This is a genomic window from Verrucomicrobiota bacterium (assembly GCA_039027815.1).
In the GTDB taxonomy this organism is placed as follows: Bacteria; Verrucomicrobiota; Verrucomicrobiia; order Verrucomicrobiales; family JBCCJK01; genus JBCCJK01.
Map to the genome: position 1 here is coordinate 13178 of JBCCJK010000002.1, position 19457 is coordinate 32634.

21 protein-coding genes are annotated in these 19457 nt (G+C 62.5%); 20 read left to right on the forward strand and 1 reads right to left on the reverse strand.

Translation table 11 applies throughout. From position 1 onward, the window contains the following. Positions 1–8: 8 nt before the first annotated feature. The 19 genes from AAF555_01270 (at position 9) to fabF (ending at position 17548) form a co-directional block, all read left to right on the forward strand. Positions 9–2234: a transglycosylase domain-containing protein gene (locus AAF555_01270; protein ID MEM6910186.1), complete on the forward strand. Its 2226-nt coding sequence runs from the start codon at positions 9–11 to the stop codon at positions 2232–2234. A gap of 127 nt (positions 2235–2361) precedes the next feature. Continuing rightward, entirely contained in the window at positions 2362–2613 is a 252-nt protein-coding gene (locus tag AAF555_01275; GenBank protein MEM6910187.1) for a type II toxin-antitoxin system prevent-host-death family antitoxin, read from the forward strand. 5 nt (positions 2614–2618) lie between these two features. Further along, a complete protein-coding gene (locus tag AAF555_01280; GenBank protein MEM6910188.1) occupies positions 2619–2996 on the forward strand; it encodes a type II toxin-antitoxin system VapC family toxin in 378 nt (125 codons plus the stop codon). Between the two features lie 153 nt (positions 2997–3149). Next, the gene (locus AAF555_01285; protein MEM6910189.1) at positions 3150–3770 is read left to right on the forward strand and encodes a redox-sensing transcriptional repressor Rex; all 621 of its coding nucleotides are present in this window, start codon (positions 3150–3152) and stop codon (positions 3768–3770) included. Between the two features lie 14 nt (positions 3771–3784). Further along, positions 3785–4645 carry a DNA glycosylase gene (locus AAF555_01290; GenBank protein MEM6910190.1) on the forward strand — a complete coding sequence of 287 codons (861 nt, stop codon included), beginning with the start codon at positions 3785–3787 and terminating at the stop codon, positions 4643–4645. A 321-nt stretch (positions 4646–4966) separates the two neighbouring features. After that, positions 4967–6058 carry a hypothetical protein gene (locus AAF555_01295; GenBank protein ID MEM6910191.1) on the forward strand — a complete coding sequence of 364 codons (1092 nt, stop codon included), beginning with the start codon at positions 4967–4969 and terminating at the stop codon, positions 6056–6058. Then, complete coding sequence (locus AAF555_01300; protein ID MEM6910192.1) at positions 6058–6771, forward strand: MotA/TolQ/ExbB proton channel family protein; 714 nt, start codon at positions 6058–6060, stop codon at positions 6769–6771. The genes AAF555_01295 and AAF555_01300 overlap by 1 nt, the downstream gene beginning before the upstream one ends. Then, complete coding sequence (locus AAF555_01305) at positions 6768–7190, forward strand: biopolymer transporter ExbD (GenBank protein MEM6910193.1); 423 nt, start codon at positions 6768–6770, stop codon at positions 7188–7190. The genes AAF555_01300 and AAF555_01305 overlap by 4 nt, the downstream gene beginning before the upstream one ends. After that, positions 7187–7738: a peptide deformylase gene (def, locus tag AAF555_01310; GenBank protein ID MEM6910194.1), complete on the forward strand. Its 552-nt coding sequence runs from the start codon at positions 7187–7189 to the stop codon at positions 7736–7738. Before AAF555_01305 ends, def begins: the two co-directional genes overlap by 4 nt. A gap of 115 nt (positions 7739–7853) precedes the next feature. Beyond that, positions 7854–9260 carry a Gfo/Idh/MocA family oxidoreductase gene (locus AAF555_01315; protein ID MEM6910195.1) on the forward strand — a complete coding sequence of 469 codons (1407 nt, stop codon included), beginning with the start codon at positions 7854–7856 and terminating at the stop codon, positions 9258–9260. A gap of 115 nt (positions 9261–9375) precedes the next feature. Beyond that, entirely contained in the window at positions 9376–10242 is an 867-nt protein-coding gene (locus AAF555_01320; protein ID MEM6910196.1) for a TIM barrel protein, read from the forward strand. Between the two features lie 653 nt (positions 10243–10895). Then, positions 10896–12776 (forward strand): hypothetical protein, encoded by a 1881-nt coding sequence (locus tag AAF555_01325; GenBank protein ID MEM6910197.1) that lies wholly within the window; start codon positions 10896–10898, stop codon positions 12774–12776. 71 nt (positions 12777–12847) lie between these two features. Next, entirely contained in the window at positions 12848–13483 is a 636-nt protein-coding gene (locus tag AAF555_01330) for a GTPase domain-containing protein (GenBank protein MEM6910198.1), read from the forward strand. Between the two features lie 21 nt (positions 13484–13504). Next, the gene (locus tag AAF555_01335) at positions 13505–13996 is read left to right on the forward strand and encodes a hypothetical protein (GenBank protein ID MEM6910199.1); all 492 of its coding nucleotides are present in this window, start codon (positions 13505–13507) and stop codon (positions 13994–13996) included. 88 nt (positions 13997–14084) lie between these two features. Further along, positions 14085–14774, forward strand: a complete 690-nt coding sequence (locus AAF555_01340) for a MotA/TolQ/ExbB proton channel family protein (GenBank protein ID MEM6910200.1) — start codon at positions 14085–14087, stop codon at positions 14772–14774. Next, positions 14771–15205 carry a biopolymer transporter ExbD gene (locus tag AAF555_01345; GenBank protein MEM6910201.1) on the forward strand — a complete coding sequence of 145 codons (435 nt, stop codon included), beginning with the start codon at positions 14771–14773 and terminating at the stop codon, positions 15203–15205. The genes AAF555_01340 and AAF555_01345 overlap by 4 nt, the downstream gene beginning before the upstream one ends. Then, entirely contained in the window at positions 15202–15933 is a 732-nt protein-coding gene (locus AAF555_01350) for a hypothetical protein (GenBank protein MEM6910202.1), read from the forward strand. Before AAF555_01345 ends, AAF555_01350 begins: the two co-directional genes overlap by 4 nt. A gap of 6 nt (positions 15934–15939) precedes the next feature. Then, complete coding sequence (locus tag AAF555_01355) at positions 15940–16179, forward strand: hypothetical protein (GenBank protein ID MEM6910203.1); 240 nt, start codon at positions 15940–15942, stop codon at positions 16177–16179. Between the two features lie 85 nt (positions 16180–16264). Next, entirely contained in the window at positions 16265–17548 is a 1284-nt protein-coding gene (gene fabF / locus AAF555_01360) for a beta-ketoacyl-ACP synthase II (GenBank protein MEM6910204.1), read from the forward strand. 26 nt (positions 17549–17574) lie between these two features. Here the strand turns inward: fabF and AAF555_01365 are convergent, their stop codons facing one another. Continuing rightward, positions 17575–18003: a peptide chain release factor-like protein gene (locus tag AAF555_01365; GenBank protein ID MEM6910205.1), complete on the reverse strand. Its 429-nt coding sequence runs from the start codon at positions 18001–18003 to the stop codon at positions 17575–17577. A 50-nt stretch (positions 18004–18053) separates the two neighbouring features. On the opposite strand from AAF555_01365, the gene glmM reads away from it, so the two are divergent. After that, the gene (glmM, locus tag AAF555_01370; GenBank protein MEM6910206.1) at positions 18054–19412 is read left to right on the forward strand and encodes a phosphoglucosamine mutase; all 1359 of its coding nucleotides are present in this window, start codon (positions 18054–18056) and stop codon (positions 19410–19412) included. The last annotated feature ends 45 nt before the right edge of the window (positions 19413–19457 follow it).

Here is a 19457-nt window from a genome sequence, read left to right on the forward strand (position 1 = left end):
CTTCCTCCATGCCTCCTCGCAAGAAACACGTCAGCCGCTTGAGAAAGGGTTCGACCAATCGCCGACGGCCCGCCCGCCCGGGCCGCCGGAAAGGGGGTCGGAAAAAGAGGGAGAGTTTCTGGCGGCGGGTCACCCTCATGCTGGGCGTGGTGAGCTTGGTCGGCGTCATCCTTCTCTCGGCCGGGCTGGCCTATTACCAAGCCAAAGCAGCCAACTTCGATCTGGCGCAGCTGAGCCAGATGCCCCAGCGCTCGAATGTCTACGATCGGCACAATCGGGTCATGGGCCGCCTCCACGGAGAGAACCGGGTGGTGATCGGGCTCGATCAAGTTTCCGAGAATTTTCTGGAAGCGCTCTTGGCTCGCGAGGATGAGCATTTCTACCGGCACCAGGGCGTGGATTACCTGGGCGTGGTCCGGGCAGCCATTCGCAACTTCCAAGACGCGGAGTTCACCCAAGGCGCCAGCACCATTACGATGCAGTTGGCCCGCAATGCCTTTCAGCTGACCGAGACCTCGCTCCACCGGAAAGCGGTCGAGGTCTTTCTGGCCCGTCGGATCGAGAGCGAGCTGAGCAAGGAAGAGATTCTCGCGCAGTATATCAATCGGATTTACTTCGGCTCCGGGTTCTACGGGATCGAGCGGGCCAGCCAAGCCTACTTTGAGAAGCCGGCTCGGTCCCTCTCGCTGACCGAAGGCGCCATGCTGGCTGGTCTCATCCGCAGTCCCACGACCTTCTCTCCCTTCAACGACCTCGAGGCGGCCCACGCCGAGATGCGGCGAACCATCAATCGGATGCAAGACGCCGGACTGGTCTCAGCCGAGGAGGCGGAAGCGGCCAAAGCGGTGCGGGTGCATGTGCGGCCGCCCAGCCGACGCGTCTTCCTGGACTCCTACGCCATGGATGCGGTGCGTCGGGATCTCGACCTCTTGCTGGACGATGAGCAGGCCGACCTCGGTGGACTTGAAATCTTCACCGACATCGACCTCGACTTGCAGTTGGCGGCCGAGGAGGCCTTGGAAGAGCAGCTCCTCGGAATCGAGCAAGGGGAAGGCTACCCGCACCAGAGGAAGGCAGAGTACGACTTCGAGGCCAGCGGCCAGGCCCCCGCCTACATGCAGGGAGCAGTCGTCATCATCGACAACGCCACCGGTGGGCTCCTGGCCATTGTGGGGGGGCGCGACATCACCGAAAGCAAGTTCAATCGAGCGCTGCACGCCCGCCGCCAAGTGGGCTCCATCTTCAAGCCCTTCGTCTACCTGGCCGCCTTCGAGCGGGGCCTGCATCCGGAGACGCTCATCAGCGACCAGCCGATCGGTCGCGGAGAAATCCCTTACCTCGACAAGCACTGGAGCCCGAAGAATTCCGATGGCAAATACCTCGGCTGGCAACCGGCGCGGGTCGGCTTGGTGCGCTCGCGCAACACGATGAGTGTGCGGGTCGGCGAGTGGGCGGGCTTGGGTTACGTCAAAGAGTTGGCGGCCAGCCTCGGCCTGCGGAGTCGAGACCTCCCCGACTCGCCCGTGACCTACATCGGCACCTTCGAAGGCAATCTCCGGGACCTGACCGGCGCCTACACCATCTTCCCCAACCAAGGCGTCCGACTTCGCCCCTACGTCATCAATCAAATCAAAAACTCGGAAGGCAAAACCATCTACCGCTCCGGCACCATCACCCGCCGGGTCACCAGCCCGGGAGCGGCCGTCCTGGCTTCCCAGACGCTCGAGCGAGTGATGGACGGCGGCACGGGAGCGGCCGCCCGGACCCGGCACGGCTTCCAGGCACCGGCCGGGGGCAAGACGGGCACCACGGACGACTTCCGGGATGCCTGGTTCCTGGGCTACACCAGCAGCCTGACTTGCGGGGTCTGGGTCGGCTTGGACGAGCCCAAGCGAACGGTCTGGAAGGGCTACGGGAGCCGACTTTCCCTGCCGGTTTGGACCGCCGTCATGAAGCGGGCGGAGGAGTTGAAATACGCGGCCCAGGATTTCCGCTACCAAGCGCCGATGACGCGGGTCACGCTCTGTCGCTTCAGTGGCTTGCGGGCGACCTCGATCTGCCGCGACCAAGGCCACGCCCATGTCCTCAATCTGCCCCAAGGCCGCGCCCCGCGCGGCTACTGCCCCATCCACCGCAAGGTGGAAGTGCGCCAGGTGGCCCCGCCCCCCCGCCCCAGCCCTCCGAAGAGGGAGGAGGAACGGCGTTGGTTCCCGATTTTTGGGGGCAAGCGGTGATCCATGGTCTGCCCCAAAATTCACTCGGCCATTCTACCAGCCAATTCTGTAGCTTGGTATTCGGTCCGGACCAGCGGAAGTCGGCAATCTCATTTGACTCTAGTCACGATCGGAGTCACTTTGGTGGATGTTGGTTTCCAAGGGTAAGCTGAAAGCGAAGATGCTGGAGTATTTTCGTCAGGTGGAGCAGACAGGGGAGCCTTTGATCGTGACGGATCGGGGACGAGAGGTGCTGGAGGTGCGACCGATTGGAAGGTCGGCTCGGGTGGAGGAGGTGTTGGCGACTTACCGTGCTGGCGGGGGTAGGGGGACGGCGGGAGTCGCTGAGGCGATTTTGCTGGAGCCTTTAAAGACGGAGTGGGAGGAAGTGGGCGAGTAATGGTGGTGGATTCTCATGCTTTGCTCTGGTGGTTGGAGGGGGATGCCCGTTTGAGCCCGCAGGCCAAGGCGCTGTTGGAGAGTGGACAGAGGGTGATTGTCTCTGCGGTCAGTCTGTGGGAGCTGCGGATGAAGGAGCGGCGAGGGCTGATTGAACCGATGAGGCCTGTGCGGGAGTGGCTTCCTCTCTTGGGGCAGCTGGAGCTTTGGCGGGTGGAGGCGGTGGACGGAGAAACGTGGTCGCAGGTGGCGGATCTGGAATGGGAGCATCGCGATCCTGCTGACCGCATGATCGCGGTGACGGCTTTGCGGCACGGGGTGGCGGTCTTGACGAAAGATCGGAGGTTCCATGAGGAGGGTTCTCCGGTGGAGGCAGTTTGGTGACTGGGGAAGAGGGGCCACGCCGTCCTGGAGAGTCCCTCCCGCTTGGGTTTCTTCCCCGCTAGCGGGAGAGAAAACCCGGGATTTGTGATTTTTCACGAGTGCGGTGTTGACCTCGCTTGGCCATTTGTGATTTACTTTGGGACTTTTCACAAAATGGCGGCGCAAGATATTCCTAAGAAAGCGATTTACCGGCTTTCTATTTACCAGCGCTGTCTGGCACGACTGCTTCAGAATGAGATGGCGACGGTTTCTTCGGAGGCGCTTGCCAAGGCGGCTGGGGTGAAGTCGACCCAGCTTCGCAAGGATTTGGCGTATTTCGGTCAGTTTGGGACGCGGGGCTTGGGCTACAATGTGGAGATGCTCCACGATATGCTTCACGATGTGCTGGGGCGGGCGCGATTGCTGCCGGTGATTTTGGCGGGGGTCGGCAATCTGGGTGCGGCTTTGCTCCATTACCGCGGGTTCAATAAGGAGGGCTTTGAGATTTTGGCGGCTTTCGATGCCGATCCCCATCGGCCGGATTTGGCCGGGGAGGAGATTCCCATTTTGGCGCATACGGAGATGCCCCGCTTCATTCGCAAGAACGAGGTCAAGATGGCGATCTTGACGGTGCCCGGCGAGCAGTCCCAGCAGGTGGTCAATGAGATGGTGGAGGCGGGGGTGCAGGCCATTTTGAACTTTTCGCCTACGGTGCTGCAGGTGCCCGATGAGGTGGCGGTCAATTCGGTCGATCTGGCGGTCGAGCTGGAGAATTTGAGTTACTTCATCCGGTGAGCCGGAGGCCAGGCTTGGAGGCCCTTCCCTTGGGTCCCGGCGAGCTGGATTTGGCGGCCACCCTCGATTCGGGCCAGACCTTTCACTGGCAGGCTTCGGGGAAGGGCTTTGCGGGGGCCTTGGGGGAGGAGGGGCTTTTTCTGGAGCAGCCTTCGCCGCGGGAGTTGTGGTGCAGTCGCGGGGCGGTCGAGCGGGTGCGGCGCTACTTCGCGCTCGATCTTTCGCTGAAGGAGGTCCGGCGGGGCTTTCCCTTGGCGGAGGATCCCATTGTGCGGGAGGCGATGGCGCTTTTTCCGGGTTTGCGCATTCTGCGTCAGCCGCTGTGGGAGTGCCTGGCGAGTTTTCTGATGTCGGCTCTCAAGCAGGTGGTCCATATCCGCCAGTGCTCGCTGCGGCTGCGCCAGGAGTTGGGGCGCCCGCTCGGTTCGGGCGTGTGGGCTTTTCCCTCCCCCGAGCGGGTGGCGGAGGCAGGCGAAGGCAAGCTGCGGGAATGGGGTTTGGGCTATCGCGCCAAGAGCGTGGCCCTGGCCGCTGAGAAGCTGGTGGCGGAGCCGGGCTGGCTCGAGAGCCTGGAGGCCTGGCCGACCGAGGAGGCGCGTCGGGCACTTTGCGCGGAGTGCCACGGGGTGGGCGAGAAGATTGCGGATTGCCTGCTGCTCTTTGGCTACGGGCGGAGCGAGGTCTTTCCAGTGGATGTTTGGACCGAGCGGGTGCTGCGAGAGCTGGAGGGCGGGAAGCGGCGGAAGTGGCCGATGCCGAAGCTGCGCGATTGGGCGCGGAGGGAGCTGGGGCCGCATGCGGGTTGGCTGCAGCAGTTCCTTTTTCATTGGGCGCGGACGACGCGGATGGCCGGGGCAGGGGAGCGGCCAGGCTGATTCACGATTTTCAGAAGGAGCTGGCAGAGGGGAGGAAGCTTGGTGCCTGGAAAGAGAGGCCTTATACCAAGCTCCAGAATTCACTGGAAGAATGGAGGGGAGGTGTTGTGGGGAAGAGGCGCTGAAGCGCGGGGAAGGGAGAGCCGGTGTCTTTCGAGCCAGCCCTGCGTTGCTCCTCGGTTACGGTGCCTGCAACGTGCCCTCGTCGCGCCTTGGTCTGGCCCGAAATCCACTCGGCCATTCTACCAGCCAATTCTCCAGCTTGGTATGAGGGGCAGATGGGGCGTTGCGCGTCGCTTCTCCAAGACGTTACGTTGCCCTGTGGATTCCCCGCCCCGCCAAACGGCCTTGGTCCTGCCGCTCCTGATCGCCATTTTGCTGCATCTGGGCTTGCTGGCTGCCATGGCTTTTTTGGCGAGCCGCGGCGGGGGGGGGGAGCCGGGGGAGACGGCTAGCCGTTCGCCAGCGGTCGATCTTTTGGTGACGGTGGAGGAAGAGGAGGAAGTTCTCCCGGAGCCTTCGGAGCTGCGCCCCCCCGAGGCGGTCATTCAGCCGGACGATGTCGAGGCGCTGGAGGAGGCGCCCGAGACCCATTTGGAAGCCGATCGGAATGCGGTGGCGGCCAGCATGGATCCGGCCCTCCAGGGGGAGGAGGCGTTGCCTGCGGTGGCCGGGGACCGGGGACCGGTGCCGCATTTGCGCGATCAAGAGTTCAGCGATGGGGAGGGAGAGGTGGTGGAACGGGAGCAAGGGGGGGCGCTGGCCCTTTTCGAACCCCAGGAGCAGCGGGTGAGGAACGTGCCCGCGCCCGCTTCCTCGCCCGAGGAGACGCCCTTGGCCTTGCCGGAAATCGAGACTTTGGAAAACGAGCCTTTGGCCTCGGCTGATTCCCAGGAGGTGGAGGAGCCCGCCTTGCGCGAGTCGGAAGGTCTCCCGGAGCAGGAGGGCGAGAAGCCGCTCCGGGAGGCCTCGGCGGAGTCGAGTGTCACGCCCGTTTTTCAAAAGGTGTCACCCTCTTCGGCGGAGAGCACCTTTCAGAATTTCCAGCGGAAGATGGAGATCCGGGGGCAGTTGGCCGAATTTGGCCGCCCCGCCCTTAATACCAAGGACACGCCGCTCGGGCGTTACAGCAAGGCAGTCTACGACGCGATTGCCAGAGAGTGGCATCCGCGGGTCCGTTCCCGCCTGGATTTCGGGACCTCGGGCTTTTTGGCCGTGACTTTCACGATTCAGCCAGACGGGAGGGTGACCGGCCTGCGCAAGGTCAAGCAAACGGTCAATGCCATTATGACAGACATCACTTTCGAGGCCATTTTGCGGGCGGAGGTGCCGCCGATTCCCGAGGAAGTGCTTGCGTGGCTGGAGGGGGAGCCGATGGAGGTGCCTTCCTTCCGATTCCACTTTCTGATGTGATGATGCCAAGCCCTTTCTTTCTGGCCGCCGATGGCGGGAGCGGGTCGAATTTTTTCTACCTTCTGGAGACCGGCAGTTGGTTCATGTGGCTGCTGCTGGCTTGTTCGGTGGTCTCGGTGACGCTGATTGTGCATCGCTTCCTGGCGCTCCAGGCGGACCGGGTGGTGCCGGAGGCGCTTTTGCTGGCCCTTCGTCGGGCTGAAGAAAAGGAGGGGGGCGGTTACAGGGAGGCGGTGGCCTTGGCCATCGAAGGCCATCCCTCCACCTTGTCTCGCATTCTCCGGCCTCTTTTGCGTTCCGAGCAGCAAGGTCCGGAGGAGGCGCAGGCCGCTCTCGAATCGCGGGCTCGGGAAGAGGTGGTTTTCTTGCAGTGGGGGCTTTCTGCTTTGGAGGTGGTCACGACGATCGGGCCTCTGCTCGGTCTTTTGGGAACGGTTTCCGGCTTGGTGGGGGTGTTCGGGGGTCTCGAGGGTTCGGCGCTCACTGAAAGTGGAGCAGAAGACCGCATTGCGGCCGGCATCGCCGAGGCGCTTTTGACGACCATTGCCGGGCTGGCGGTGGCGGTGCCTTCGGTGATTTTTCACACCCATTTCACGACTCGGGTGGAGCGGTTGGCGGCTCGGATGGAGGTGGTGGCGGTCCAGGTGCTGCATCGCCTGCTGGCCCCCGATCAGGAAGCCATTCTTCAAGAAACCAGCCGCAAGCAGGGATGAGCTTTTACCAAAAACGCCGCGCGCGCCCGACCATTCCGATCGTGTCGTTGATCGACATTCTCACGATTCTTCTGATTTTCTTCATCGTGACGATGACCTGGAAGGAGGAAATCGCGCTCGTGCAACTGGAGTTGCCCCAGTCTTCAGGGGGCAGCGGGCCAGTGGCGACGGCCGGCGGGCGCTTGCTGATGGCCTTGACGGCGGAGGGGGAGATCCTCTTTCAGGGAGAGACCTTGGCCATCGCGGAGCTGCCGGCTCGCTTGGAATCGTTGGCCGGGCGCGAGGTGCAGGTCGAACTCAAAGCGGACAAGCAGGTGACCTTGGAGACGCTCGTTTTGCTGGAGGAAACCTTGCGGGCGGCGGGAATCGACGTGAAAGACCTGGGCACCCGGGTGGAATTGCCCGGAGCGGGCTCATGATTTTACCCATCGTCTACTACGGGAAGCCGGTCCTGCGAGAGAAGGGAGCGCGGGTCGAGGAGGTGACGGAGGAGATTCGCAGGCTGGCTGCGGACATGCTCGAGACGATGCGGGACGCGGACGGCATCGGCCTGGCGGCCCAGCAAATCGGTCAGGCGATCCAACTGGCCATCGTCGACGTCAGCCACGATCCCGAGTGCTTCACGGTTTTCCGGGTGGATGGCGAGGAGGCGAGCTTGGAAGACTGGATGCCGCTCACCTTTCTCAATCCGGAAATCGAGGGAGGGAAACTCCGGGAAAGCGAAAACGAGGGCTGCCTCAGCTTTCCAGAAATCCAGGGAGGGGTCCGGCGCCCCACCACCATTCGCGCTCAGCTGACCTTGCTGGACGGGCGGGTCATCCAAGTGGAAGCGGATGGCCTGCTGGCGCGAGCCATCCAGCACGAGACCGATCATTTGAACGGGATTCTTTTCATCGACCGTATGAGCAGCGCCACCAAGGTCAAGCTGCGGCGGCGGATCAAGGAGCTGAAGCGAGAAAACTCTTGAAGCCCCGGCTCCATTTCAGGCGTCTTTTTTGAATGAGGAAGCGCCTCGCATGCGTTACTAACAGACGCGCTGGGAATATGGTTTCCCCCCACCCCTAATTGACACGACGAGAAACATGAACATCACGAGACGGAAATTTGTCGCGACAGCGGCCACCGCCGCCTTTGGTTTTCCCGCGATTGTGCGAGGCCAAGGCTTGAATGAGAAATTGCAGGTCGCTTTTGTGGCGACGGGCGGAAAAGCCAACACCCACACCAAGGAGTGCCACAAACTGGGTCTGCAATGTGTGGCTTTCGCTGATGTCGACACTCGGGTCTGGGACGGCGTGCTCAAGAAAAAGGGTTGGGAAGGAGCCGCCGGCTACACGGACTGGCGGGAGATGTTCACCAAGCATCGCGACGACATCGACGTGGTCTTCGTGACGACTCCCGATCACAACCACTTCTCACCCACCATGACGGCCCTCTCGATGGGCATTCACTGTTACACCGAGAAGCCTCTCACTTGGTCGGTCCGCGAAGCCCAGCTCTTGACCAAGGCTTATGAAGCCAAAAAAGACGTGGTGACCCAGATGGGCAATCACGGGCACGCCAAACACGGATGGCGCATCGCCTATGAATACGTCAAAGGCGGCGCGGTGGGAGACGTCCTGGAATTCCATACCTGGACCAACCGCCCCGTTTGGCCTCAAGGGGGCAGCCGACCGACCGGCAGCTCTCCCGTGCCCGACTACTTGAACTGGGACGCCTGGATTGGCTCCGCCCCCACCCGGCCCTTTGTGGCTCCCGAAGAGGGCGCCGAGCCAGCCAAAGATGGGCGGGTGCGTGGCCCCTACCATCCCTTCAACTGGCGGGGAATCGTCGACTTCGGAGCGGGTGCCTTGGGTGACATGGCTTGCCACACCACCGACGGTATCTACGCCATCATGAACCCCGGCTACGCGGAAACCGCCGAGCCGCTCAAAATGACAGGCGCGGTCCAAGACCAGTATCCCGCCGGCATGGTGGTGAAGAGCACCTACCGCGCGACCGCCGACCGCCCCGGCTTCGCTACTTTCTGGTACGAGGGCAAGGATGAAAAAGGGCGACCCTTCCAGCCGGAAACGCCTGAAGAACTGAAGATCGACAACGTCAAGCTGCCGCGGACGGGCAATCTCATCATCGGCACCAAGGGCAAGATGCTGGTGCAAGGTGACTACTGGAATAGCCCCCGGGTCATTCCCAACACCCGGCGGCAGGAGTTTGGTCGCCCCCCGGAATTGCTGGAACGCTCTCCCGGCCACCACGTGGAATTCATTATGGCGTGCAAGGGCGAGAAGCCTCGTGAGTTCAGCCAATCCAATTTCTCGTACGCCGGCCCTATGACGGCCAATATTCAGCTCGGCAATCTTTGTGCGCGAGCCGGGAAAAAGCTCGTTTTGAACGAAGCGGGCGAAATTGTAAACGATCCGGCAATCAATGCCATGGCTTGGCGTGAGCCCCGTGCTGGTTGGGGGCCCCTTGAAAGTGTCTCCGTCGCCTAAGAAAGATGTGAACGTCACCTCTGGCCACCGAAGCCAGACCAGGCGGGCTTTTGCTCCGCGGGGTCGGTTCGGAAGCGGAGGTCGGCCCACCCCCATCCCCACCATGAACAAGAAGATGAAACAACTCTCCCTGGTGAGCGCACTGGCGCTCTTGCTGGCAGGACCGGCTCTTTCAGAGGTCAGTGGCCCCTACCAAATCGGCCTCTCCATGTATTCACTGCGGCAGCTCTTCAAGTCGGGAGAGCTGCACGCCCATGACTACCCAGACTTCGCCAAAGACACCTTTGGCATCACCAAAATCGATGTCTGGGAAGGCGGTTTTCCCGAGGGCTGGAAGAAAGACCCTGAATTTCTGCCCGGCTTGAAAAATCGCGCGGACGCCGCCGGATCGGAGATTTTCTTGGTCATGGCTGGGATCGTGAACGCCACCCCCGCAGGCGACGAGGCCCTCCGAAAAAACGGGCTGAAGTTCAAACGCTTTGTGGATCAGGCCGTGACCTTGGGAGCGCCCTTCGTGCGGGTCTTCGTGAAAGCGGACAACGAAGTCGATGAAGCCGAGGCCATTCGGCGGGCGGTGGTGGCGTTAACCGGATTGACGGAGTATGCCCAGTCCAAGGACGTGACCATCGTCATCGAACCGACTTCTGGCAGCCGCAAAGGCTCGGGCGCTTTTTTGGCAGCGCTCGCGAAAACCATGGATCACAGCCACTGCAAGCTCATGCCTGACTTCGGGAAAATGATCAAAAGTGACATCTACCAAGGCACGCAAGACATGATGCCTTACACCGTCTCGGTCTCTGCCAAAGGGCACGATTTCAAAGACGACGGGAGCCAGAAGGACTTCGATTACCCGCGGCTCATGAAGTTGATCCGGGATGCCGGTTTCACGGGCATTGTCTCCATCGAATATGAGGGCAAGAACTTGGGGCCCGTCGAAGGGGTCAAGGCCATGAAGAAACTTCTTGAGGCCGGGAATCTCTAATCCTACCAGCCAATTCTACCGCTTGGTATCAGGTCTCGCTTCGGCAGGGAGGGCCAGCCCGAGCGGCACTCCCCAAAAAAAGAACCTTTCTGAAAAAGAGCCCACCCTCCACGGTGGGCTCTTTCTTTGTGAACCCATTTTGCGAGGGAGCGGGCCACTCGGGTCCAGACTGAGCGAGCCCGCCAGGCCATCAGAAATCGCCCCGAAGGTTCCTCAATCGGCACCGGCCCTCCTCGTGGCTTCATACCAACCTCCAGAATACACTGGAAGAATGGAGGGGAGGTGGTGTGGGGAAGAGGCGCTGAAGCGCGGGGAAGGGAGAGCCGGAGTCTTTCGAGCCAGCCCTGCGTTGCTTCTCGGTTACGGTGCCTGCACCGCGCCCTCGTCGCGCCTTGGTCTGGCCCGAAATCCACTCGGCCATTCTACCAGCCAATTCTGCAGCTTGGTATAAGGGGGCCCCTCAGAATGAAGCCATTTCCTCATGGTCAGGCGGGATGGCTTCTGTTAAAATTTTCCTAGGGGACTGGCAGTTACTTTAGTTTTCTTAAAATTATAAATATGTTTGACATAAACAATAAAATTTCTATAATTAAAGGCAAATTATCGAATTGATCCATCGCTTCTCCGTCTGACCACTACTCCTTGCTCTCACCATGGCCTTTTCTTTCCGCAAAATGATTTCCAGCGATGGCGCTTCATCGCCCACTCCGCCGCTCAATCTCAATGATCGCGATGGCTCCTCGCAGTCGCCCGGTCATGTCAATCTCTCGAACGGCAGTCCCTTCGCCGCCTCCGCCCCGGCCGCCCCGTCGCCGCCAACCGCGCTCGGGCCGCTCGGTGCCTCCCGGCCGCTCAGCCAGATCATCGCTCATCTGCCGAAAGAGTTCCTTCGCCAAGGAGTCACGCCTCCCGAAGTGGCCATCCCGCTCGTCGCCAACCCTCCGGGCGCTCCCTTTGCCAAGACGGCGGTTCGGCTCTCGGAAGTCTACCAGCGTTGTTCCAGCATTTTTGCCCGCCCGGTTTCGCCTGAGACCGATCAAGAAATCCCACTGCCTGCGGTCGGGGCTCAGGAAAACGTGGGTTCTCCCAGCGGGAGCAGCCCTTTCCAAAAAGTAGACTCCTCGCCGCCCGCCGCGGCTCCTTCTCCTTTCTCCACTGTTTCCCCTTCCCCCTCGCCGGCCACTCCCAGCCCTTTTTCCAAAGTGGAGGCCGCGCCCGCCCCACCTGCCCAGCCCCAGCTGGGTCGCAAGCCGGCCGTTCCGACCGGTCCCATCCAAGGCGGTATTCCCGGCTTCCGTCCCCTCGCTCCAGAGGCTTCCGGGGCGGGCGAAAAATCGGCGGAAAATGGTGCGCTCAAAAAACCAGAGACCAATCCTTTCGCTCAATTCGGCAAGCAAGCGGGGGCGTCTCCTGAGGGGCCGAAAGAGCCAGCGCCCGCCGCCTCGCCCTTCAGCAAGGCGCCTACCCCACCCGCTTCGGCCGCCGCTCCGGCTGGCTCCCCTTTCGGGATGGCCCAGCCGCCCACCCCAGCCGGTCCTCCTGCCCTACCGGAGAACACGCCTCCTGGAAGCGAGGGAGCCACCCTCCAGCTCGGTTTGAGCGAAATCCTCTCTGGGCCTGGTGGCAAGGCTTTGGGCATCTCCTCGGCCAACGTGCCGGAAGCGCTGCGGGTGGCCTTGCCTCTCGAGCGCGTCTCCAGCCAGCTTTCGAGTGGTCGGGTGGCCGTTCGCCTTTCTGAAATTGTGGCTGGTCTCCCGGCCGACCAGCGGGCGCTCTTCGCCGGACAGGACGAAAGCCAGGAAGTCCAACTGCCTCTCATGGAAGTCTTCCGGGAGCTGCCCGACGACGTGCTGGACCAGCCATCGGCTGCGCCCAAGCCGCCTGCGGACGCGCCCCCTTCTCCTTTCTCCACCCCCTTCAGCTCGGGTGCCCAAGCCGAGCAAAGAGGCTCTCCCTTCATGAAAGCGCCCGGGAGTCCTGCTGCGTCCGCGCCTAGCCCGCCCGCCCCGGCGGCCGCTCCCGCCCTGCCCGCGATCACTCCTTTTGGGGGCAACAGCCCGGCCCCGAAAGCGACCCCGGCCCCCGCGCCGAGCGCTCCCCAGCCGGCCGCTCCCGCGGCTCTTTCCGCCCCGGTGGCCCCCACGCCACCGGTCGGCACCAGCTTCGACGATGACGATTACACCCAGCTCGAGCTGCGGGCCATCTTCGGGCTGACGGAGCCTGCGGATCGCGCCAAGATTCTCGCCCTGGTGGCCGAGCTGCCCGGGGTCAAGAAAGCGCTCGCGCTCGATGGGCAGTCGGAGGGCGATGACTTCGCCGCCTCCGCCAAGGCCACCTTGGAGCAGTTGAGCGCGCTGACTCGCAAGCTGGGCATCGACGACGCCAGCACCTTTGCCATCCAGACTTCCAATGGGCTCTTGAGCTTCTTCACTTACGGCAATGTCACCTTGGCCATCCTGCATGATGGTGCCAAGTTTGCGCCGGGCGTGCGCGAGAAGCTCATCATTTGCACTCGAGAGCTGGCCGCTTTTTGAAGCGGATCGTCTCTCGATTGCTCGGGCTCCTCTCTCGCCCTCTCCCTGCCTGAACTCCATCCTCTCTCTCCATGGCTGTCATCAACGAAGACCGGCGCGAAGCCGTCTTGAAACTCGTCTACTGCGGAACGGCTCTCGGCGGCAAAACCAGCAATCTCAATCATATCCACGGAGCTCTCCCGAGCGACAAGCGGGGGGATATGGTCTCGCTGGCAACCGCCGCCGACCGCACTCTTTTCTTTGATTTTCTCCCGGTCAATGCGGTCGAGATCTGCGGCTACCAAGTGAAGTTTCAGCTCTACACCGTCCCCGGGCAGATCGTCTACAACGCCACCCGCCAGCTGGTGCTGAAGGGGGTGGATGGGATCGTCTTCGTGGCCGACTCGGATGAGCGTCGCTTGGAAGAGAACGCGGAATCCCTCCGTTTCACTGAACAAAACCTGAAGGACAATGGCGTGGAGCCAACCCAGCTCCCGACCGTTCTCCAATACAACAAACGCGATCTCCCAAACGCCGCCCCCATTGAAAACCTGCGTTATCTCCTCAACCGAGGCCTGGTCCCGCGTCCCGAGTTCGAATCGGTCGCGACCGAGGGTCACCAAGTCTTCTCCACCATGGACGCCCTGACCCAACTCGTCCTCCAACGCTTCGAATCCTTCGTGACCCAAGAGGGAGCCAAGTCCGGCAGCAAGGTGGCGGCCAGCTAAGACCTCGAAAAGCCTCCCACCATGGAATCCGAGCACATGTTATTGGATGAGACGGCCCTGGCCCGCTTGGACCATGTCTTTGGCAATTTTCTGCAACAATCCCGCTGCCAATGGATCATGCTGGTGGACCAGACCGGGGCCATGCTCCGTCTCCGGAGCATGGCGGAAGCGCCGCCCGAAGTGGTGGGGCCGCTGGCGGCGGCTGCCGGGAGTGCCATGGCTCAGTTGTCCCAATGGTCCGGGCATGGAGCCGAGCCTTTCATCACGAGCGCGGTTGGCAGCAAGGGACTGTGTCTCTGGCCCTTCATGACCCGGCTCTTTTTGGCCTGCGGCTACGATCAGCAGAGTGCTCCGGCCCACCTTCGCGAATGCGCCGAGCGGTTTTCGCCTGTCTTTCTCGGCGCCATGTTGGGGACCGAAGGCGGGGAGGGCGCGGCTCCCGGGCTGGCTCAGTTCCCCTACCCAGCCCCGCCGGAGGGAGGCCAGCCGGATCGGTCGTTTCCGCAGGTCTGATCGCTTCTCGCTGAGCAGGTTGTGGGAGAAACTTTCCCCTTTTCCCTGAGGCCAGGTTGTTGTAAATAACCTTCGCATCGCGCCCGCGATGCTCTCTCGACTCATGCTGGAGCTGATTCAGAAAGGAGGCCCGCTCATGTGGCTGTTGCTTGGCTGCAGCATCGTGGTCTTCGCCATCGGTTTGGAGCGTCTCTTCGTCTACCGGAGCGCTTCCCTGCATCTCTCCCCCCTTCTTCAAGGCTTGGCGGTCCTGATCCGTCGCAAGAATTTTGCGGAAGCCTTGCGGGAATCCGCGGCCACGCCCGGGCCGATCGCCCGCGTCATCCACGCAGGGCTCCTTCGCCACGATTTGCCCCGGGGGGAACTGCGAGAGGTGGTGCGGGAGGCGGGGCAACTGGAGGTGCCGCGCTTGGAGCGCTTTTTGCCCATTCTCTTTTCCATCGCGATGGTGGCTCCGCTCATTGGTTTGCTCGGCACCCTCATCGGTCTCATCGACACCTGGATCAGCGTGAGTGAGGGGGCGGGCTTTGTCACGCCCGCCCGGCTTTCCCGAGGGGTGTATGAAAGTCTGGTCACCTCGGCCGCGGGCTTGACGGTGGCGCTTCCGGCTTACCTGACCTTTGCCTACCTCGCGAGCAAGGCGCGGGATTTGCGGCACGATATGGAGCGAGCGGGGATTGAGATTGTGAATTTGATCGACGATGCCCGCCGGGATGGGGAAATCGTGGAGTTTCGTCGGGAGACTCCTAAGAAGCGTCAAGAGCGGGCCGGCTCATGAAATTGGAAAGCACGCTGCCCCAGCAAGCGTGGACGCTGCATCTCTCGCCGGTGACCGATGTCGTCCTCACGCTCCTGATTTTCTTTCTCCTGCTCTCGAACTTGATCCAGCCCAGTGGGGTGGAGCTGTCGGCTCCTCAGACGCGCTTTCACTTTGATCCGACGGGCTTTGCCGAGGCCCGCTTGCTCTCGGTCACGGCCGCGGTGGAGGAGCCGGTCGTCTATCTCGACAATCGACGACTGAGCCTGCCCGAGTTCCAAGCCGAGCTGGATAAGATGCTCATGAAGGAGGGAGAGGACTTGCCCAGCTTTGTCATCAAAGCGGATGCCAGCGCTTCCCATGGAGTGGTCTTCCAAATCGCGGAGGCGATCCAACTGCGAGGCATGCGGGCCGCTCTCCTGAATTTGGGAGAGGGGTCCCCACCGCCATGAAAACGGACGAAGCGAAAGGCCCGGGCCTCCTCTTTTCTTGGCAGGGCAAAGTGGGGCGCTGGTGGGGCGCGTTGGCCTGTCTCGCGCTCTCGGCGCTCGTCCATCTGGTCCTGCTGCTGCTTTTTGTGAGCAAGCCCGCCACAGGCACGGTCGAGGAGCATGTGGGCGGCGAACTGGAAATCATCTCGGTCAGCACCCCGCTTGGTCGAGAGCTCCTCGCCACCATGGAGCATCGGGATCTCAGCTTCTTCTCCCCCGAGCCCGAAGCCCTGCCGGAGACCCCTTTCACGGCGGCCCCGGTTCCAGAATACCTAGCGCATCGCCTGCGGGCCTTGGAATCGCCTCCAGAGCGGGAAGAACGGGCCCTCCCGACTGTTTCCGAATGGGGGCGGGTCTACTTTCCGGAGCAGGGTGCGGCGATGGCGGCGCCTGGAGCGCCCGCTGAGCCGAGCCACCTGACGCCTCCGGTGCAAGTTTCTGGCCCCCTGGCCCAACGAGCGCTGCGGCATCTCCCCGTCCCCGAGGAGAGCGCTTGGCTGCGAGCGCTCGCGGGAGAGGTGGTGCGGGCGCGGGTGGAGGTCGATGCCGAAGGCCGCGTCCGGGGGCTCCTCTTGGACGCCACTCCCAACTCGGAGATCGATCCTGGACTCCAGGCCTTCTTGCGCTCCCTGCGCTTCGCTCCCCAGCCGGGGCAGACCCGGCTTTCCGGGTGGATTCAAATCAACTGAGGCCCCATGATTCAGGTCACCGTCCCCTTGCTGCTCTCCCTCTTTGCCCTGGTGGGGGTCTCCCTCTTGCTCTTGGCTTGGCTGCGGAGTGAGCGGGATCGAGGGAGGTTCGAGCAGACGGAAGCGCCCCACCGCATTCGCTGCCAGGTCTGCGGGCACGAGTTCTCGGCCAAGCCCAGCAGCCGACCCATCGCTTGCCCAGCCTGCGGAAGACGGAACGAGCGGACCTTCCAGCGCGTTCCTTGAGCCAGAGTGGGAGGGGGAGGCAGCGGGAGGCGGGGCCGGGAGGGTCAAAAGTTCCCGCTTGAGCTTTCCGCCACCCCCTGCTCTCATGCTCCCTCCTGATTTCCCTCTCATGAACAGCGAACGAAGAGTGGTCATTACCGGCGTGGGCGTGGTTTCGCCGATTGGCAATGACACCGAGACCTTTCTCCAGAATTCCGTGGCCGGAAAAAGCGGGATCCGTGCGATCCAGGCCTTTGACCCGAGCGAGCTGCCGGTGCGGATCGCGGGCGAGGTTCTCGATTTCAACCCCAAGGCCTACTTCAAATCGCCCAAGGATGTCCGCCGGGCGGATCGCTTCACCCAGCTCGGGCTCGCCGCTTCCAAAATGGCCTACGAGCAAGCCGGCTTTGACATCGAGACCCCACCCGAGAACGCCGATCGCATCGCGACCATGGTCAGCAGTGGGATTGGCGGTCTCCAGATCATGACGATTCAGCATGAAATCCTCATGAACAAGGGCGCGCCCCGCGTCTCCCCCTTTGTCATTCCCATGATGATCGCCAATATCACGAGCGGAATTGTTTCCATGGAGTATGGGCTGCGCGGTCCCAACATGTCGATCGTGACGGCCTGTGCCACCGCCAATCACAATATCGGAGAAGCCTGGCGGATCATCAAATTCGGTGATGCGGACGCTGCTTTGGCGGGCGGTTCCGAGGCGGCTATCGTGCGCCTCGGGGTGGTGGGCTTTGCCAACATGAAGGCCCTCAGCACCCGGAATGACGATCCGGCCGCCGCCTCTCGACCCTTCGATACAGGTCGGGATGGCTTCGTGATGGGCGAAGGTGCGGGCGTGGTCATGATTGAAGAGCTGGAGCACGCCAAAAAACGCGGGGCGGAAATTTTGGCCGAGATCACGGGCTACGGGATTTCCGCGGACGCCTACCACATCACCTCGCCCCACCCGGAGGGCGAAGGGGCCAGCCGCTGCATGGAAATGGCCCTCGGCCACGCCCAACTCAATCCCGAGGACGTCGACTATGTGAACGCCCACGGCACCTCCACCCCCTTGGGAGACATCTGCGAAACCAAGGCCATCAAGCAGACCTTCGGGGAACACGCCAAGTCTGGGCTGAAAGTCTCTTCCACCAAGTCGATGACGGGCCACCTCTTGGGAGCGGCCGGCGGCGTCGAACTGGCCGCTTGCGTGGGCGCCATTCGGGACGGAGTTATTCCCCCCACGATCAATCTGGAAGACCAGGATCCCGAGTGCGATTTGGATTATGTGGCCAACGAGGCCCGCGAAACGCCGGTCAAGGCCGCCCTGAGCAATAGTTTCGGTTTCGGGGGTCACAATGCCTCCATCCTAGTCGAGAAATTCGAGGGATAGAGAGGGAGCCGCCCCCTTATGACAGCTCACCAGTCTAGTTTTCCTCGGAGGCGCTTTTTGTCTCCGTGGCGGCGTTTTTGCTCGATGTTTTTTTTCTTCTGGCTGGCGGAGGGACGGCGTTTTTGAGCCCGGATTTTGGAACGACGGGCCAGTCGGTTCTGCCGGGCCGCGCGGGCTTGGGCTTCCAAGTGGTCGCAGAGGAGCTGGCGGGCTTCCTCTCGATTGGCGCTCAGGGAGCGACTGCTCTGGCACTTGATCTCCCAGCCGCTAGGAAGGTGTCGGAGCTGCACACAGGAGGAGGTTTTGTTGATCTTTTGGCCGCCGGCTCCCGAGCCCTTGATGAAACGCTCCTCGAGCTGGTCTTCCTCAATGCCGAGGGCACGCAGGCGAGCTTCCGAGTCCATCGCTAGAACCAATCGCAAATGCCCCGCTTGGCAAGCCTTGGCAGTTGCCACCGCGGCCCGTCCCGTCTAGGAAGGCTGCCCAAGCCAACTTCCTCGGATCTTTGAGTCAAAACCCAGCCCCCACCCTCTTCGGCACCGACGGTATTCGTGGGCCAGCCCACGAATACCCGCTCGACCTAGCCACCGTGCGCAAAGCCGGGCAGGCCTTTGCCAAGCTCCTTCGGGAGGGGGGAGAAGAAGGGCCCACCGTTCTGCTCGGTCGGGACACACGGGAGTCCGGCCCGGCGCTCACGCAGGCCTTGGCCGAGGGCTTGCAGGCGGCCGGCGCCCAGGTCATTTCCGCGGGCGTGCTGCCCACCCCAGCGGTCGCCATGGGGGTCCCGCACCAGTCCCTCTCGGGGGGGATCATGGTGACCGCTTCCCACAATCCGTTTGCGGACAACGGGCTCAAGTTCTTTGGAGCCGATGGCTTCAAGCTTCCGGACGAAGGCGAAGCAGCCCTGGAAGCTCTCCTGCACGATCCGGCCTTTGTGGAAGAGCGGGCCGGAGGAAAAGAACTTCCTGATCCGGGCATTCGGGATCATTTTGTGGAACAGTCCGTGGCAGCGGTGGGGGGTGCAGGGGCCTTGGAGGGCTTGCGGATGGTGCTGGACCTGGCTCACGGTGCCTCGGTCCCAGTGGCGGAGGCCATTTTTACGAAAGCGGGCGCGGAGGTCAGCGTGGGGCAGGCCTCTCCTACGGGGCGGAATATCAACCAAGCTTGTGGGGCCATGCATCCGGAGTGGATGGCCGAGGCCGTGCTGGCGGAAGGGGCTGATTTGGGGGTGGCCTTGGATGGGGATGCCGATCGGGCCCTCTTCGCGGACGCTTCCGGGGCCCTCGTGAGCGGCGACCGGATTTTGGGCTTGGCGGCCCTCGCGCTCAAGAAAGCGGGCCAGTTGAAACAGAACGCCCTGGCGGTGACCGTCATGAGCAATCTCGGGCTGCACGCGGCCATGAAGGCGGCGGGAATCGCGGTCGAAGTGACGCCGGTGGGGGATCGGCACGTGGTCGAGCGCATGCGGGCCCGAGACCTCGTCCTGGGGGGCGAAAACAGCGGGCACGTCATCTTCCTGGACCAAGCCACCACGGGCGACGGGATTGCGACCGCGCTTCGCTTGGCGGTTCTCATGAAGGAAAGCGGGCAAAGCTTGGCCGAGCTCGCTGCTTTCATGGAAGAGTTTCCCCAGTGCAATCTGGCGTTGGAGGTCGCCCGGAAAACGCCCTTGGAGCAGGTCCCTGCCTTGCTGGCCGCCATCCAGCAAGCGGAAAAGGACCTTGCGCCAGACGGGCGCGTCCTGGTCCGCTATTCGGGCACCGAAGCCAAGATCCGGCTCTTGACCGAACATGCCAGCCGGGAGCGGGCCCGGGCCGCCCTCGAACGGCTGGAAAGGGCCGTGGCCGAAACCATCGGTGCCTAATACCAATTCTGCAGCTTGGTATAAGAAAGAATCCTCAGGGTGGGG